The following is a 16728-nucleotide window of genomic DNA, read 5'->3' as shown; positions in this document are numbered from 1 at the left end:
ATCCTGAACCACGCGTACAGATTTCAGCACGGAAGCGGTAAACGCCGCGTGCTGGCGCACAATATGCGCCCGATTTCGGCGCGGCCCCGCTCCGCGCCCCTTCACAGGATACCCCGCTCCATGCAGACCCTCGAATTTGAACTGGACAGCGAGTACGTGGAACTGAAGCAGCTGCTCAAGCTGGCCGACCTGGTGACCAGCGGCGGCGAAGCCAAGACCGTGATCGGCGACGGCCAGGTGCTCGTTGACGGCGAAGTGGAGCTGCGCAAGGCCTGCAAGATCCGCGGCGGCCAGCAGGTCCAGTTCGGCGACACCGTGATCAACGTCATCGCCGACAGCGACGCCCCCTGATCCCGTGTGACGACCCGCGGTCGTCACCTACCGGTGTGGACCAACGGTGGTCACCTGCCGGTGAGGTGCGCGGCAATCAGCTGCCGGAACGGCGCCACCCCGTGGGCCAGCCGCAGCCCCGCCCGACGCAGCACCCGCGCCGGCAGGCGGTCATCGGTATACAGCGTGGCGATCGCATTGGTCGCCTCGTACAGCGGCCGTGAGGCCAGCCGGTGCCCCCGCTCGTAGGCGGCCAGACCGGCCGGAGCGGCGATGTCGGTACCCCGCCCGGCCGCCCGGCGCAGGATCGCGGCCAACCGGTCCTGGCTCTGCAGGCCCAGGTTGAAACCGTGCGCCGTGACCGGGTGCATGCCCACCGCGGCATCGCCGATCAGCGCGCAGCGCGCGCCCACGAACGCAGTGGCGTAGACCCCCACCAGCGGGTATGCATGGGGCCGCGCCACCGGCGTCATCGCGCCCAGGCGGTGTTCGAAACACGCACTGATGCTGCGTCCGAAGGTCGCCGCCTCCTGCGCCAGCAGCCGTTCGATTTCACGCGGTGGCAGGGTGATCACCGCCGAGGCCTGGTCGCCGTTGAGCGGCAGCAGCGCCATGGTGCGGCCATAGCCGAACCACTCCCACGCAGTGTGCTGGTGCGGCACCTCGACCTGCATCCGGCAGACCAGCATCGATCTGCCGAAATCGCGCATGCGCGCGCCGATGCCCAGCATGCGCCGGGTGGACGAGAACCGGCTGTCGGCCGCCACCACCAGCCGCGCCTGCAGCCGGCGCCCATCGGCAAGGGTCACCTCGCTGTGGCGCGCACCGGGCACGATGCCGCGCACGCTGCACTGGTCGAGGATCTCCAGGTCGGCTTGGCCCTGCAAGCTGTCCCATGCCGCGCGGCGGATCAGGTGATTGGGCACCAGCCAGCCCAGGTCGCTGCCGTGCGCGTCGCGCGCGGCGAAGGTCAACGCGAACGGTGAACCCCCATCCATGACCTTGGCGTCGCGCAACGGCGAAATTTCAGCGGGATCCAGTCGCTGCCACAGGCCCAGCTGCTCCAGGATGTGCCGCGAGGCATGGGTGAGCGCGATCTCGCGCCCGTCGAAGGCGGCCTCGGCCAGCGCCGCGCGCGGCTGCTGCTCCGCCACCGCCACCCGCAGGCCGCTGCCGGCCAGCGCGCGGGCGAAACACAGCCCCGCTGGCCCAGCGCCCACCACCAGCACATCCACTGCCTGCACTCCGCGATCGTCCTGCATGATCCGTTTCCGTTGCGTGTCCACGACCGAGCTTACCGCTCGTGGGCAGGCACGCTCTTGATCTGGATCAGCCGCGTCGGCGCCGGTTCACGCCAGCCCGTGCAGCAGGCGCCACAGCAACAGCACGATGCCCAGCATCGAGACCACCCAGACCAGGCTGCGCACGTAGGGAATGCCGGCGGCATACAGCGGCACGTAGACCAGCCGCGCCCAGAAATACAGCTGCACCGCCAGCGCGGTGGTGCTGTCCTGGCGCTGGGTGAGCACTACCGCCAGCACGGCGGCGGCGAAGAACGGGAAGGTTTCCAGGAAGTTGGCCTGCGCCCGCTGCAGGCGTGCAGCCAGCGGTCCCGGTGGCGGCGCGACGCCATCGCGGGCCGAGGCATTCCAGGCCAAGCCGCGTTCGCGGGTGACCGCGCCTGCGGCGATCATCACCTGCACCAGGCCCAGCACGATGGCCCAACCCAGCATCTGGATCTCGATACCCATGCATTTCTCCTGCGGTCAGGGCGCGGCAGCGCGGACGCTGTAGCCGGCCAGGCGCCAGACCTTGTCTTCATCGAAACGGAACGACACCAGCTCGCGGACCGGCTGGGCGTTGTTGGCGAACTTCGTGGGGAAACTGACGTTGATATAGAGGCCCTCGGGCACGGTCGCGCCGGCCTTGTACTTGACCCGGGTCACCACGGGCTGCCCGCGCGAGAGCAGTGCGCCGAGGCGCTTGCGGTCGCCGTCGAGCTGGGCCACGAAGGCCTGTTCGGTGACGGACTTGCGGGCCACCTCGGAAGCACCCTTCCAGGCCTCGGCAGCGCGACCGGTGTCGACCAGGGTCGCCACCTTCAGGCCGGCCGCGGCCATTTCCTGGTCCTGCTTCTGCACCTGCGCCTGCTGCTGCGGGGTCAAGGCCGGGCGTGCCGGTGCGGCCGGGGCGACAGGTGCGGGGCGCGCGGGCGCCGGGGCCGGGGTGGCCGGCGGCGGGGTCTGGGCCAAGGCAACGGCGGGAAGCAGGAGCGACAGCAGCAGCGGAACGCGCATCGGGACACCGTAGGCAGCAGTGGACTGCATTGCAGTCTACGGGAATGCCGTGAGCAGGCCGTCAGTTGCGTTCGGCCGCCTCGGCGGGGGGCTGGTCGGCGTCGCTGGCGGTGCGTTCGGCCACCGCATCACGCGGCTTCCCGCCGGTGGGCAACAGCGTGGACACATCGATTTCCGACAACGGGCTCTCGTCCGGGCAGGTCACATCCGGGAAGCCGAAGCGCTGCTTGAGCGTCTGCCCGCAGCGGGTAATCACGTCCAGCTCGCTGCCTTCGCGCTTGCACTCCTGGTCGAAGGCGACCAGGAAGGCGTCCTTGCGGCGCACGAAATCGTCGCCGCACTTGCGCATCTGCTTGATCCGCTCCAGATCGTCCTGCACCGCATTGGTGCCGTCCAGGCCGAACTGGCGCAGCTCCTCGCTGCTGAGCAGGCGCAGGCTGCGGTTGGGCACGGTCATCATCAGGTCGGCCACGCCGACGGCCACGCCGTTGCGCTGCAGGTAATCCTTGACGTTGTCGTAGACCTCGTGGAGTTCCAGGTTGAGCTCGGCACGCGAGGTCGCCTTGGAACTGATCCGCATCATGCGGTGGATGCCGACCTTGCCCGACACCAGCCGGTTGTCGCCGGCCGCCAGCACGAACACGCAGGCGCTGTGGCAGACCGAGCCTTCGCGCACCCAGATGGTCCAGTTGGATTCGCCGATGCGGTCACCGGCCACGATCGCCGCTTCAACCTGGCCACCGCTGGAATCCAGGTCCAGGATGCGCCGCGAGACGCGCTGGGCGTCGGCCACCAGCGCGATCCGCGCCACCAGTTCGGCAAACCCGGGATTGATCTTGCCCGCGTAGCGCACGCGCAGCAGGCCACGTTCCACGCACGGGGCGATGGCCGCTTCCAGGCTGGCCCGGTCCAGCGCCTCCAACGCGGCGCCGTCGCCGCCGTCGTTGGCGTACTCGGTGTCGCAGCTGAGCCAGGCCTTGCCGTTGTCCAGCGCTACCGTCGGCCAGCCCTGCTCGCCCTTGCGGGGCGGCGGCGGTGGCGCGGGCGGTGCATCGGCGGCATTGAACGACACCATGTGGTCGCCGTCGGCGGTCTGCGCCCGCACTGCCTTGTCGGCGGCGGTGACGTTGCCGGGGTTCTCCAGCTGGCTGCAGGCGGCCAGCCCTAGGCACAACAGCAACAACCCGCACGACTTGAGCAGCATGGACACCCGGCTTCCAGACAAAGGGCGTGCCGAAAACGGCACATGAAGGCACAGTCTAGTGCGCCCGGCCGGCATCGCGGGAACCTGCCCTGAACCGCACCGGGCGTACCCGGCATAGCTGTCCGAAAACGGCGAGCCGGTCCCCGGCCAGGCGCATAGACTGAGCTCCATGGACACCGCCCTGCCCCTGGACTACGCCGCCTGCGAAAGCGCCCGCCTGGCCCGCGATGCGCGCTTCGACGGCGTGTTCTTCACTGCCGTGCGCAGCACCGGCATCTACTGCCGTCCGGTCTGCCCGGCGCCGCCACCCAAACCGGTCAACGTAGACTACTACCCCACCGCCGCCGCTGCCGCCGCGGCCGGTTTCCGCCCCTGCCTGCGCTGCCGGCCGGAACTGGCCCCGGAGGCGCAGGACGCACTCAGCAACGAAACCCTGCAGCGCGCTCTGGCGCTGATCCACGATGGCTTCCTGCAGGATGCGGCGGTGGGCGACCTGGCCGCCCGGCTCGGCCTGAGCGCGCGCCAGCTGCAGCGGCTGTTCGTGGCGCGGCTGGGCGCGGCCCCGGCGCAGATCCACGCTACCCGACGGCTGCTGCTGGCCAAGCAGCTGCTGACCGAAACCGCGTTGCCGGTCACCGACGTGGCCATGGCCGCCGGCTACAACAGCCTGCGCCGATTCAACGCCGCGTTCGTGGAAGGCTGCGGCATGCCGCCCACCGCGATCCGGCGCCAGCGCGGCGTGCTGGCCGACGGCGCGCTGACCCTGCGCCTGGGCTACCGGCCGCCGCTCGATTTTGCCGCGATGCTCGGCTTCCTGCGCCGCCGCTGCATTCCCGGCATCGAGCAGATCGACGACAACAGCTACCAGCGCGTGATTGGCCCGGCCGAACGCCCCTCGGTGATCCGGGTCACCGCCGACCCGCGCCGGCCCGAGCTGCTGCTGCAGCTGGGCCAGGTCGATCCGCGCGCGATCCCCGGCATCGTGCGCCGGGTGCGGCGCATCTTCGACCTGGACGCGGACCTGCGCATCGTGCATGCCACGCTCGGCCAGGATCCGCTGCTTGCGCGCGGTATCGCCGCACGTCCCGGGCTGCGCGTACCCGGCGGTTGGGATGGCTTCGAAGTGGCGGTGCGCGCCGTGCTGGGCCAGCAGGTCAGCGTGGCGGCGGCCATTACCCTGGCGCGGCGCGTGGTAGACCGCTTCGGCACCGCGCTGGACGGCATGCCCGAGGGCCTGGATCGCCAGTTCCCCACGCCGCAGCAGCTGGCCGACGCGCCGCTGGAAGGCATCGGCCTGCCGCGTACCCGAGCCGCCACCGTGCGCGCGATGGCCGCCGCCGTCGCCGACGGCAGGCTGGATTTCCATGCCGGCCAGCGCCTGGACACCTTCATCGAACGCTGCGTGGCGCTGCCCGGGATCGGGCCGTGGACCGCGCACTACATCGCGCTGCGCGCCTTGGCGCTGCCCGATGCCTTCCCCGCCGGCGACCTGGTGCTGCAGCAGGTGCTGGGCGGCGATACCCGCCTGACCGAGCGTGCCACCGAGACCCGTTCGCAGGCCTGGCGGCCCTGGCGTGCGTACGCCGTGCTGCACCTGTGGCACCTGGCCACGTCCGCTTCGGAGTAACCGCATGAACCTGCTCTACGACACCTTCGACAGCCCCATCGGCGCACTGACCGTCGCCGGCGACAGCCAGGGCATCCACCACATCCTGTTCGAAAACAACCGCTACGACGCCAAGGGCCGCGCACAGTGGCAGCGCGATGCGCATGCGCTGCGCGAAGCGCGCACCCAGCTGCTGCAGTATCTGCGCGGCGAACGCAGCGGCTTCGAACTGCCCCTGGCCCCGCATGGCACCGGGTTCCAGCTGCGCGTGTGGAAGGCGCTGGCCGACATTCCGTTCGGCGAAACCTGGAGCTACGTGCAGTTGGCACGCCACATCGGCCAGCCCACGGCCAGCCGCGCGGTGGGCGCAGCCAACGGACGCAACCCACTGCCCATCGTGCTGCCCTGCCACCGCGTGATCGGCAGCAGCGGCGCACTTACCGGGTTCGGTGGCGGCCTGGAAACCAAGGCCGCATTGCTCGAACTCGAATCGCGCACGCAGCCGCTGTTCGCCTGACCGTGCCATCGGTTGTCTTCGCCGCGTCACTGCGGCGAACTATCATGGGCGGATGATTTCCGTCCGCCTTTCGCTGGCGCTTGCCGCCGCCCTCGCGCTGACCAGCTGTACCAGCGCCCCGCCCACGCCCACGCCGCCAACAGCGGCTGTCGCCGGCGCCGCCGCGCTGGCGGCCACTACGCCGAAACTGCTGCTGGTCTCGATCGACGGCCTGCGTGCGGACATGCTCGACCGTGGCATCACGCCGAACCTGTCGCGCATCGCGCACGACGGCGTACGCGCCCGCTGGATGACGCCGTCGTACCCGTCGCTCACCTTCCCCAACCATTACACGCTGGTCACCGGGCTGCGCCCGAACCACCACGGCATCATCCACAACAGCATGCAGGAAGAGGCGCTGGGTCGGTTCCAGGTCAACCTGCCGGAGGCGGTGACCGATTCGCGCTGGTGGGGTGGCGAGCCGATCTGGGTCGGCGCGGAGAAGGCTGGCCTGCGCAGCGCCACCTGGTCGTGGCCAGGCAGCGAGGCGGCCATCCAGGGCGTGCGGCCGAGCCAGTGGCGGGTCTACAGCCCCGATGTGCCCCTCGCCGACCGCGTCGATGACGTATTGCGATGGGTCGGCGATGACGGCCCGGATGCGCCGCGGCTGGTCACCCTGTACATGGAGCAGGTCGACAAGGCCGGCCACCATTACGGTCCGGATTCCCCCGAGTACGCCGCCGCCATCGTCCAGGTGGACACGGCCATCGGTCGCCTGCTCGACGGCCTTGCGGCACGCGGCCTGGATGGCAGCACCAACCTGATCGTGGTCTCGGACCACGGCATGGCGCAGGTACCCGATGGCCAGACCATCGCGGTGGAAGACATGGTCGACCCCACCATCGCCAGCAACGTGTCGACGGGCCAGTCGATCGGCTTCGCCCCGCTGCCTGGAAAACAACCGGCGGCCGAGGCGATCCTGCTGGGCGCGCACGCGAACTACGACTGCTGGACGCGGCAGACGCTGCCGGCGCGCTGGGAGTACGGCTCCAATCCGCGCATCCCGCCGATCATCTGCCAGATGCACGAAGGCTGGAACGCCCTGACCCGTGAGCGCCTGGCCGAGCGCAAACCCGGCGACCGCGGCTCGCACGGCTACGACAACGCCCTGCCCTCGATGCGCGCGATCTTCATCGCCCGCGGTCCGTCGTTCAAACAGGGCGCAACCCTGCCCGGCTTCGACAACGTAGACCTCTATCCGTTGATGACGCGTCTGCTGGGCATTCCGGCCGCCCCGAACGATGGCAATCCCGAGACGCTCGTTCCTGCGTTGAAGTGATTTTGATTGCTGATGGGTTGGCGCGAATCGCAGCGTTTCAGTTTTTCCGTGCTGGGGAGGCCGACGGGCAGCCCCTTACGGGACACGCCGTAAACCCATCCTTGGGGGCTTGGCAAAAACATCCATGTTTTTGACAGTCCCTACAGGAGCTGCCCGCCGGCCTCCCCGACAGATGGTCGCGTGCGGATACGAAAATCAGACACGCATGGCGTGTCCCTACGCAGCGGGTACGCCGAATGAACGTGGAGCCGGGTACCCGGCTGGGTACGCTGAATCAACCTCGTCCGGTAGCGTCGGTTCCCGAACGACGGCATGCAGCGCCACCGCGGCCGGTAACGCATGAAGATGATCGACACCGCCGTTGATCTTCCGTGGCCACCAACACACCGTCGAGGGTCGGCGGGGGCGGGTTTGCGGGACTGTCAAAAACATGGATGTTTTTGCCAAGCCCCCATGGATGGGTTTACGGCGTGTCCCGCAAACCCGCACCCGCCGGCCCAGCTCAGGCCACGCAAGGCCCACCGGCTGTTCGCCAAAATGCATGAAGCTGCCGGGCAGGGCCCGGCACTATCGGGTTGTCCGCAATCACATTGCTCGAAACCAAAAAAAAACGCGGCGCAAGCGCCGCGTTTTTTCGTCGGACCTGGCTGAGCGATCAGCTGGCCTTGGCAACAGCTTTCTTGGCCACTGCCTTCTTTGCCGGGGCCTTGGCCACGGTCTTCTTGGCGACCGGCGCAGCTGCGCCCACGGCCACCTTGCTCACCGCGTGCGAACGCGAATTGCCGTAGCTGGCGTTGTAGCGCTTGCCCTTGGCGGTCTTGCGGTCACCCTTACCCATGTCGTCAACTCCTTAGTCTGAAATCTGATTACCCCGTGCTGACACGGGTTCGGCGGGCCCGTCCTTGCAGACGCCCCCGCGCACGATCGGAAAGCCTACCACAGCACCTCAGTGCGCACAGCTCGCATCATGGACGTGCCCGTGGTTCAGGCGCAGGTTGACCAGGTGGGCAACACCCACCAGCACCCCGCCCAGCGTCATCACCACCGCATGCGGCACCGCCGAATGGTGCAGCGGCCCGTACAGCAACCCTGCCCACAGCGCGGTCAGGCCCGGCACCAGGAACCCCAGCGCGCGCAGCGCCCCGTGGCGGCGATAGCCCCACACCAGGCTGAACAGCCCCAGCAGGGTCACGAAGCTGACCAACGCCAGTTCCACTCCGTCGCCCAGCCACACCGACAACCCCAATGACGGCGCCGCCGCCAGCAGAACAGGCAGCACGGCGCAGTGCACCGCACACAGCAGCGAGCCGGTGGCACCAAAGCGATCCAACAGATGACGGAGGCGGGGGAACAGGGGCATGACTTCCAGCAGGGTCGGCGAAGCGTTATGGAATAATATAACATCAATCCCGACGCGCACTCCCTCCCCCTGCCTTACCCGGTTCCACCCTCCCGATTTGACGGGATTGGCGCGCCCCACCATTGATACATTGTAACAATTCGACCGACGGACCCCTTGCCCATGCGCTCTTCCCGCTCCCTCACGCCGCACGCCCTGTCCCTGGCGCTTGCCGCTGCGCTGCTCCCCACCCTGGCCCTCGCCGCCGACGATACCGCCGAGCGTGACCACCACCTGACCGAACTGTCCGCAGTGAAGGTCACCGCCAGCCCGCTGCAGGGCGATGCCGAATCGCTGGCGCGCCCGGTGGACGTACTCGCCGGCGAGCGCCTGGACGAACAGAAGGCCGGCACCCTCGGCGACACCGTGGCCAAGCTGCCCGGCGTGCAGAGCACCTTCTTCGGCCCTGGCGTCGGCCGCCCGATCATCCGTGGCCAGGAAGGCCCGCGCGTGGCCGTGCTCTCCAACGGCATGGGCAACATGGATGCCTCCACCGTCAGCGCCGACCACGCCACCAGCATCGAGCCATTCCTGGCCGACCAGATCGAAGTGCTCAAGGGCCCGGCCACCCTGCTGTTCGGCAGTGGCGCCATTGGCGGCGCAGTCAACGTGGTGGATGGCCGCATCGCCCGCGACCTGCCTGACCGCCCGCTCAGCGGCCGCGCCGAACTGCGCGGCAACTCGGTCAACGACGAACGCAGCGGCATGTTCCGGCTCGATGGCGTGAACGGCAACTGGGTGCTGCATGTCGATGGCCTGGTCCGCAACGGCGATGACTACCGCATTCCCGGCTACGCGGTAATCGACGGCCTGGAAGACCACAGCGGCCACGACCACGAAGAGGGCGACACCGACGAACCTCGCCGCGGCACCCTGGACAACAGCTCCATCCGCACCCGCGCCGGCGGCGTCGGCGCCACCTGGCTGGGCGAAGGCGGCTACTTCGGCGCCTCGGCCAGCACCTACCGCACCAACTACGGCATTCCCAACGGCGCCCACGTGCATGCCGACGACGACCATGATCATGACCACGACCATGGCGACGAGGAAGAAGAAGGCGACGAGCACGACGTGCGCATCGACATGGTGCAGAACCGCTTCGAAGCCAAGGGCGGCATCTACAACCCCGTGTCGTTCCTGAAGAACATCAACCTGCGCACCGCCTACACCGACTACGAACACGTCGAGCTGGAAGCTGGCACGCCGTCCACCCGCTTCACCAACCGCGGCGTCGAAGCCCGCCTGGAAGCCGTGCAGCAGCAGATCGGCGGCTGGGACGGCGCGTTCGGGCTGCAGTTCGGCAACAGCGATTTCGGCGCCAAGGGCGAAGAAGCCTTCGTGCCCGATACCGGCACCCGCAACGTGGGTCTGTTCGTGCTGCAGGAAAAGCAGTTCGGCCCGTTCAAGCTGGAACTGGGTGGCCGCCACGACCAGGTCAAGCTGGACCCGACCGGCGACTACCGCGCGCGCACCTTCGATGCCACCAACCTCTCGGCGGCCGGCATCTGGAAGCTCAACGACGCCGTCGACCTGCGCTTTGGCGTGGACGGATCCGAGCGCGCGCCGACCAATGAAGAGCTGTACGCCGCCGGCGCGCACATCGCCACCCGTTCGCTGGAAATCGGCGATGCCAACCTGAAGACCGAACGCGGCCAGCGCGTGGAGCTCGGCATCCACACCCACAGCGACCGCCTCGATTTCTCCGCGTCGATCTACCAGACGAAGTTCAAGGACTTCATCTACCTGGCCGACACCGGCGTGGTCGAAAGCCTGCCGGTGCGCCTGTGGACCCAGCAGGACGCCACCTTCAAGGGCGCCGAGGCCGAAGCCCTGGTGCACCTGTTCGAAGGCAACAGCGGCGACTGGGACCTGCGCGTGTTCGGTGACTACGTCAAGGCCGAACTGGATGGCAGCGGCAGCCGCAGTGTCGACATCGCCGTGCCGCACGGTGACCACGATCACAACTACACCGTGGACCTGGCCAACAGCGGCTACCTGCCGCGCATCTCCCCGGCACGGGTCGGCGCCGACCTGCGCTGGTCGCGTGATGGCTGGCGCGCCTCGGTAGGTGCGGTGCGTTACAGCAGCCAGAAGGACACCGCGCAGAACGAAGCCGAGAGCGCGGGCTACACCCTGGTGGACGCGCACTTCGCCTACCGCTGGGACCGCTCGGACAGCAACAGCTACGAGGTGTTCCTGGACGGCAACAACCTGACCAACCGCGAGGCGCGTGCGCACACCTCGCTGCTGCGCGATTACTCGCCGCTGCCCGGCCGTGGCGTGGCGTTCGGCATCCGCGCGTACTTCTGATCCCCGCTGGGGTCACTGTTTGACTTTCGGGGGCCTCTGGGCCCCCGTTTTTTTGGCGGCGCGCTGACTTCACGCCTCGTTGACCAAGCAGAGCGGCCTCATACCGCTATCGCCTGCCCGGCTTCCATTGCGGACATTCCTGTCCGAAAATAGCCCATGCAAAGTCAACGTGCCGATGCGGCTGCCCGCCGCGCCCTGATCCTCGATGCCGCCGACAGCGTGTTCGGACAGCATGGCGTGACCGCACCGCTGGACCTGGTGGTCGAAAAGGCCCAGGTCGGCCGCGCCACCCTGTACCGCAACTTCCCTGACCGCACCGCCTTGATCGAAGCGCTGCTGGACCGCACCGTGGCCCGCATCGCGCGCCAGGTGGAAACCCTGGGCGATCGCGACGATGCCTTGTTCGAGGTGCTGCAGGGCATGGCCTCGCGCATCGTGCAGTCGCCCGCGCTGGCCGACTACTGGCGCGCGGTGGACCCGGACGAACCCACGATCAAGGCGGCGCGGCAGACCGTGCACGCCCTGCTCAAGGCGCCCATCCAGCGCGCGATCGATGCCGGCTTGTGCCGCCCGGACCTGCAGGCGGCAGATATTTCGCTGATTTCCAGCATGTTGGGCGCCGCACTGCGCGGCAAGACCCGCGAGGAGCGCGCGCGGCTGGCCGGGCGCGCACTGCAACTGCTGCGCGGAGGGCTGGGCGGACAGGTCGATGGGAGTCGCTGATGCCCGAGTACCTCAAGCCCATTCCCGATTGGGAGGAACACGAAAAGCCGACCCTGCCCGGCTCGGCATCGATGCCGTGGCATCCGCCGCACCGCCGTGTCGCCTATGCGCTGGTCGCGCTGCTGGTGGGCATCACCGGCGGGCTGGGTAACGCGCTGGTCACCGCCAACCTGCCGTTCCTGCAGGGCCAGCTCGGGCTGACCCCGACCCAGGGAAGCTGGCTGGTGGCCGCCTATGCGATGGTCAACGTCACTGCCAACCTGCTGGCCTTCAAGTTCCGCCAGCAGTACGGCATCCGCCTGTTCGCCGAGATCGGCCTGGGGCTGTATGCCGCGCTGGCAGTGCTGCACCTGTTCGTGGGCAGTTTTGAAACCACCCTGATGATGCGTGCGGCCAGCGGTTTTGCCGGCGCGGCGTGCAGCACGCTGGGCACGCTGTACATGCTGCAGTCGCTGCCGCGACGCTATACCGGCAACCTGCTGGTGATCGGCGTGGGCATTTCGCAGATGGCGTTGCCGATCGCCTGGCTGGTGTCGCCGGGCCTGGTGGATACCGGCCAGTGGCACAACCTGTACCTGTTCGAAGCCGGCCTGGCGCTGTGCGCCTTCGCCGCGGTGGTGATGCTGAAGCTGCCGCCCGGTGCGCAGATCAAGGTGTTCGAGCCGATGGATTTCCTCAGCTTCGCGCTGTTCGCACCGGCGGTGGCGCTGCTGGTCGTGGTGCTGGCCCAAGGCTACCTGCGCTGGTGGTTCGACACGCCGTGGCTGGGCTTGGCACTGGTCGCCTCAGTCGCGCTAGGCACCACCGGCGTGGTGGTGGAACACTACCGGCGCAACCCGCTGCTGCAGACCCGCTGGCTGGCCAGCCCGGCAACCCTGCACTTCATCTTCGGCGCGTTCCTGATCCGCTTCCTCACCACCGAGCAGTCCTATGGGGTGATCGGCCTGATGCGCCAGCTGGGCATGGGCCCGGACCAGATGCGGCCACTGTTCGCGGTGATCCTGGCCGGGGTGATTACCGGCATTGCCACCAGCTCGCTGACCTTCGGGCCCAAACGCATCGTCGCGCAGCTGCTGATGGCGATCCTGCTGCTGGGCACCGCCGCGCTGCTGGACCAGAGCCGCACCAGCCAGGACCGCCCGCACGATTTCTTCCTCAGCCAGTTCCTGGCCTCGATGGGCGCGGGCATGTTCATGGGCCCCTTGATCATGATGGGCATCACCCAGGCACTGAAACAGGGCACCGACCACATGATCACGTTCCTGGTCACGCTGTCGATCACCCAGACCCTGGGCGGGCTGGCCGGCTCGGCGGTGCTGGGCACGTTCCAGCTGCATCGCGAGCAGGTCTATTCCACCGCCTTTGTCAGCCAGCTCGACCCCAGCGATGGCGTGGTCGCCCAGCGCCTGAAACTGCAGCAGCAGATCTATGCGCCGCTGCTCACCGATCCGGTGCAGCGCAGTGCCCAAGGCACCGCGCAGCTGGCACAGATCACCCGGCGTGAGGCCAACGTCCGCGGCTTCAATGACGTGTTCTCGTTGAGCGGCCGGGTTGCCTTGATCTTCCTGGGCTGGCTGCTGTTGTTGTCGTTGCGCACTGCCGTGCTCAAGCAGTGGCGCAAACGCCATCCCCACCCCGTTTCCCTGCAATAGGTCCTTCCATGTCCACGACGCCTCCGCGCGATGACAATCCTGATGAGGTCAACCCGCCGGTGCCCACCGATGCCGCACCGGTAACCGCACCGGCTGCGCCGGCCGCCGCCGCAGCGCCAAGCAGTGCACCGAAGTACCTCAAGCCCAGCCGGGGCAGCGTCGCGGTGATGATCGTGGTGGCGTTGATCGGCATCGCGCTGATCCTGCGCGCATGGTCATTGTGGCCGTTCAACAGCAGCTGGGTGAGCACCGACAACGCCTATGTGCGCGGCCAGATCACCGTGCTGGCGCCGCAGGTCAACGGCTATGTCACCGACGTGCTGGTGAAGGACTTCCAGCACGTCAGGCAGGGTGAACCGCTGCTGCGCATCGACGACCGCATCTACAAGGAAAAGGTGGCGCAGGCGCAGGCCAACCTGGACAGCGCGGTGGCCGCCTTGGCCAACTCCGACCAGGCGCAGGCACAGAACCGCGCGCAGATCGGCGCGGCCCAGGCGGCACTGTCGGCCGGCCAATCGGAACTGGCCCGCTCGCGCACTGAACTCAAGCGCTATGAGGAACTGGCCGACCAGCAGCTGGTGGCCCTCAACGACCGCGACAAGTTCCGCACCAGCGCGCAGGCCGCGCAATCCTCGGTGCAACAGTCGCAGGCGCAGATCCGCATTGCCGAGGAGACCCTGACCTCCACCCAGGTAGCGCGCAAAGGCCTGGAAGCCGGCGTCGAAACCGCCAAGGCGCAGCTGGAACTGGCACGCATCGACCTGGCCAATACGGTCATCCACGCCCCGCGCGACGGACAGGTCAGTGAAGCGTCGGTGCGCCTGGGCCAGTACGTCACCGCCGGCTCGCAGCTGTTGTTCCTGGTGCCGGACACGCTGTGGGTCGTGGCCAATTTCAAGGAAGGCCAGACCTGGAAGATGCGCATCGGCCAGCCGGCCACCTTCGCGGTGGATGCCTTCGACGGTGAGCGCCTGAGTGGTCATATCGAGCAGATCGCGCCGGCCACGGGTTCGGAATTCAGCGTGTTGCGCCCGGACAACGCCAGCGGCAATTTCACCAAGGTGGTGCAGCGGTTGCCGGTGCGGATCGCGATCGATCCGGATCAGGCGCTTGCCCCACGCCTGCGTCCAGGCATGTCGGTGGTAGTGCGGGTCGATACTGCCGCGACCCCGAGGCAACAGCAGCAGGACCGGTAGGGTCGGTTCCCGAACGACCGCTGATAAAGGTGCAAGATCCGGTAACGCATGACCTGCAACGAAGGCGCAGCTTCGGCCCGGGTCATGCGTCCAAGTGCCTATAAACCGGATCGGCGGTCGTTTGGGAACCGACCCTACCGTCAGTCCAGCGCTTGTTTCACTTTCAGGGCGACCGCGCCGTATTGTCGATCAACCCCGTCGGGTGCGTCATCCCGCGCAGCGGGCGCACAGGCCGTGCACTTCCAGGGTCTGCGCCTGCGGCTGGAAGCCCAGCTCCTTGGCGCGCTTTTCCAGCTGGCTGACGATGTCGCGGTCTTCCAGCTCCACCGCGCTGTGGCAGCTGTTGCAGATGAGGAACGGCACCGAGTGCTGCGCGCTGCTGGGGTGGTGGCAGGCCACGAAGGCATTCACCGATTCCAGCTTGTGCACGAAACCATTCGCCATCAGGAAATCGAGTGCGCGGTACACGGTGGGCGGGGCATCGGCGCCCACGCCCTTGCCGCTGCGCACCCACTCCAGCAGCTCATACGCCTTGACCGGCTTGCCGGCTTCGGCGATCAGGCGCAGCACGTTGGCGCGGATCGGCGTCAGCCGCAGTCCGCGCTCCGTGCACACGCGCTCCACCACCTTCACGAAGTCCGAAGCGTCGTGAACGTGATGGTGTGGGGCGGTACAAGCGGTCTTGGCGGACATGCGGTCTCCTGTGGTCAGGCCGTCGGTACTTTAGTGAGTGCGACGTCGATGCGTTTCAAGGCCTCTTCACGCCCGGCCAGGAACACGGTCTGGGAAATGTCCGGGCTGACCTGGGTGCCGGTGATGGCCACGCGCAGCGGCTGGGCGACCTTGCCCATGCCGATCTCCAGCGCAGCGGCAACGTCGTGCAGGGCGACCGACACGCTTTCTGCGGTCCACTCACCAGCCGCGGCCAGCAGCTCGCGGGCCTTGCCCAGCGCCAGTTCCGCGCCCGGCTTGAAGTGCTTGGCCACCGCCGCCTCGTCGTATTCGACCAGCGGCTGGTACCAGACCACGGCCTTCTCGGCCATTTCCTTCAGGGTCTGTACGCGGTCGCGCAGCGCCACCACCACGTCGGCCGGGGCCGGGCCGGCGCCCAGATCCAGGCCCAGCTTGTTCAGCTGGTAGACCAGGTGCGGGGCGATGTCGGCCGGGTTTTCGGTCTTCAGGAAGTGCTGGTTCACCCAGCCCAGCTTGGCCATGTCCAGGCGCGATGCCTTGGAATTGCAGTTGGTCACGTCGAACAGGTCGATCAGCTCCTGGCGGCTGAACAGCTCCTGGTCGCCATGCGACCAGCCCAGCCGGGCCAGGTAGCTCAGCAGCGCGTCGGGCAGGTAGCCGGCGTCCTTGTACTGCATCACGTCGGCCGCGCCGGTGCGCTTGGACAGCTTGGCGCCCTGCTCGTCCAGGATCATCGGCATGTGGCCGAACTTCGGCACCGGCGCGCCGATGCCTTCGTACAGGTTGATCTGGCGCGGGGTGTTGTTGATGTGGTCGTCGCCGCGGATGACCTCGGAGATCCGCATGTCCCAGTCGTCCACCACCACCGCGAAGTTGTAGGTGGGGAAGCCGTCCGGACGGAAGATCACCATGTCATCCAGCTCGCTGTTGGCGATCTCGATGCGACCCTTGATCAGGTCATCAAACACCACCGTGCCTTCCAGCGGGTTCTTGAAGCGGATCACCCGGTTCGGATCGTCGCGGTACGGCAGGTTCAGCTCGCGCGCGGCGCCGTTGTAGCGGGGCTTTTCCTGCTTGGCCATGGCCGCCTCACGCATCGCATCGAGCTCCTCGCGGGTCTCGTAGGCGTAATAGGCCTTGCCGTCGGCGATCAGCTGCTCGGCCACTTCCTTGTAGCGGGCCACGCGCTGGGTCTGGTAGATCGGGCCTTCGTCGTAGTTCAGGCCCAGCCACTCCATCGCCTCCAGGATCGCGTCGATGGCGCCCTGGGTGCTGCGTTCGCGGTCGGTATCCTCGATGCGCAGCACGAATTCCCCGCCACGGTGGCGCGCCTCCAGCCAGCAGTACAGCGCCGTGCGGGCGCCGCCGATGTGCAGGTAGCCGGTGGGACTGGGGGCGAAACGGGTGCGGCAGGTCATGGGGGGCTCGGGAGAACGGGAATCGCGACGATTTTACCTGCCCCGGCCGGCATTGGGGGCCGGGG

The 16728-nt window shown here is 68.0% G+C and carries 16 protein-coding genes; 8 read left to right on the top strand and 8 right to left on the bottom strand.

Annotation, left to right across the window (positions count from 1 at the left end; genetic code table 11):
- The first annotated feature begins 120 nt into the window (after window positions 1-120).
- Window positions 121-351, top strand: a complete 231-nt coding sequence (locus V9K91_RS12440; RefSeq protein ID WP_068850383.1) for an RNA-binding S4 domain-containing protein — start codon at window positions 121-123, stop codon at window positions 349-351.
- Between the two features lie 50 nt (window positions 352-401).
- On the opposite strand, the gene ubiM is transcribed toward V9K91_RS12440, so the two are convergent.
- The 4 genes from ubiM to V9K91_RS12420 form a co-directional block, all read right to left on the bottom strand.
- Window positions 402-1574, bottom strand: a complete 1173-nt coding sequence (ubiM, locus tag V9K91_RS12435) for a 5-demethoxyubiquinol-8 5-hydroxylase UbiM (RefSeq protein WP_336442937.1) — start codon at window positions 1572-1574, stop codon at window positions 402-404.
- Between the two features lie 105 nt (window positions 1575-1679).
- On the bottom strand, window positions 1680-2081 hold the full coding sequence (locus V9K91_RS12430) for an MAPEG family protein (RefSeq protein WP_093533144.1): 402 nt from the start codon (window positions 2079-2081) through the stop codon (window positions 1680-1682).
- Between the two features lie 15 nt (window positions 2082-2096).
- Window positions 2097-2627, bottom strand: a complete 531-nt coding sequence (locus V9K91_RS12425) for a DUF4019 domain-containing protein (protein ID WP_068850378.1) — start codon at window positions 2625-2627, stop codon at window positions 2097-2099.
- A 61-nt stretch (window positions 2628-2688) separates the two neighbouring features.
- Window positions 2689-3828 carry a hypothetical protein gene (locus V9K91_RS12420; RefSeq protein WP_255220478.1) on the bottom strand — a complete coding sequence of 380 codons (1140 nt, stop codon included), beginning with the start codon at window positions 3826-3828 and terminating at the stop codon, window positions 2689-2691.
- 172 nt (window positions 3829-4000) lie between these two features.
- On the opposite strand from V9K91_RS12420, the gene V9K91_RS12415 reads away from it, so the two are divergent.
- The 3 genes from V9K91_RS12415 to V9K91_RS12405 are packed head-to-tail and all read left to right on the top strand — an operon-like array spanning window position 4001 to window position 7272.
- Complete coding sequence (locus tag V9K91_RS12415) at window positions 4001-5458, top strand: AlkA N-terminal domain-containing protein (RefSeq protein WP_336442808.1); 1458 nt, start codon at window positions 4001-4003, stop codon at window positions 5456-5458.
- Between the two features lie 4 nt (window positions 5459-5462).
- Window positions 5463-5954: a methylated-DNA--[protein]-cysteine S-methyltransferase gene (locus V9K91_RS12410; RefSeq protein ID WP_093533142.1), complete on the top strand. Its 492-nt coding sequence runs from the start codon at window positions 5463-5465 to the stop codon at window positions 5952-5954.
- Window positions 5955-6006: 52 nt separating this feature from the next.
- Complete coding sequence (locus V9K91_RS12405) at window positions 6007-7272, top strand: ectonucleotide pyrophosphatase/phosphodiesterase (RefSeq protein ID WP_093533141.1); 1266 nt, start codon at window positions 6007-6009, stop codon at window positions 7270-7272.
- A gap of 655 nt (window positions 7273-7927) precedes the next feature.
- On the opposite strand, the gene V9K91_RS12400 is transcribed toward V9K91_RS12405, so the two are convergent.
- Window positions 7928-8110, bottom strand: coding sequence for a 30S ribosomal protein THX (locus V9K91_RS12400; protein ID WP_145478188.1), 183 nt, complete (start codon window positions 8108-8110; stop codon window positions 7928-7930).
- 108 nt (window positions 8111-8218) lie between these two features.
- The gene (locus tag V9K91_RS12395; RefSeq protein ID WP_093533140.1) at window positions 8219-8632 is read right to left on the bottom strand and encodes a MerC domain-containing protein; all 414 of its coding nucleotides are present in this window, start codon (window positions 8630-8632) and stop codon (window positions 8219-8221) included.
- 156 nt (window positions 8633-8788) lie between these two features.
- On the opposite strand from V9K91_RS12395, the gene V9K91_RS12390 reads away from it, so the two are divergent.
- The 4 genes from V9K91_RS12390 (at window position 8789) to V9K91_RS12375 (ending at window position 14552) form a co-directional block, all read left to right on the top strand.
- On the top strand, window positions 8789-10981 hold the full coding sequence (locus tag V9K91_RS12390) for a TonB-dependent receptor (RefSeq protein WP_184125391.1): 2193 nt from the start codon (window positions 8789-8791) through the stop codon (window positions 10979-10981).
- A gap of 156 nt (window positions 10982-11137) precedes the next feature.
- Entirely contained in the window at window positions 11138-11704 is a 567-nt protein-coding gene (locus tag V9K91_RS12385; RefSeq protein WP_068850351.1) for a TetR/AcrR family transcriptional regulator, read from the top strand.
- Window positions 11701-13356 (top strand): MFS transporter, encoded by a 1656-nt coding sequence (locus tag V9K91_RS12380; protein ID WP_306990496.1) that lies wholly within the window; start codon window positions 11701-11703, stop codon window positions 13354-13356. Before V9K91_RS12385 ends, V9K91_RS12380 begins: the two co-directional genes overlap by 4 nt.
- 8 nt (window positions 13357-13364) lie before the next feature.
- Window positions 13365-14552: an HlyD family secretion protein gene (locus tag V9K91_RS12375; protein WP_306989330.1), complete on the top strand. Its 1188-nt coding sequence runs from the start codon at window positions 13365-13367 to the stop codon at window positions 14550-14552.
- Between the two features lie 207 nt (window positions 14553-14759).
- Here V9K91_RS12375 and V9K91_RS12370 read toward each other — a convergent pair whose 3' ends face one another.
- Both V9K91_RS12370 and gltX read right to left on the bottom strand, forming a co-directional pair.
- A complete protein-coding gene (locus tag V9K91_RS12370; RefSeq protein WP_068850345.1) occupies window positions 14760-15245 on the bottom strand; it encodes a Fur family transcriptional regulator in 486 nt (161 codons plus the stop codon).
- A gap of 14 nt (window positions 15246-15259) precedes the next feature.
- A complete protein-coding gene (gltX, locus tag V9K91_RS12365) occupies window positions 15260-16663 on the bottom strand; it encodes a glutamate--tRNA ligase (protein ID WP_093533136.1) in 1404 nt (467 codons plus the stop codon).
- Window positions 16664-16728 lie beyond the last annotated feature (65 nt).

Source organism: Stenotrophomonas sp. CCNWLW57, from assembly GCF_037203925.1.
GTDB lineage: Bacteria > Pseudomonadota > Gammaproteobacteria > Xanthomonadales > Xanthomonadaceae > Stenotrophomonas > Stenotrophomonas rhizophila_A.
Note: the sequence above shows the minus strand (reverse complement) of the source record. Positions and strands in the feature narration are given on the sequence as shown.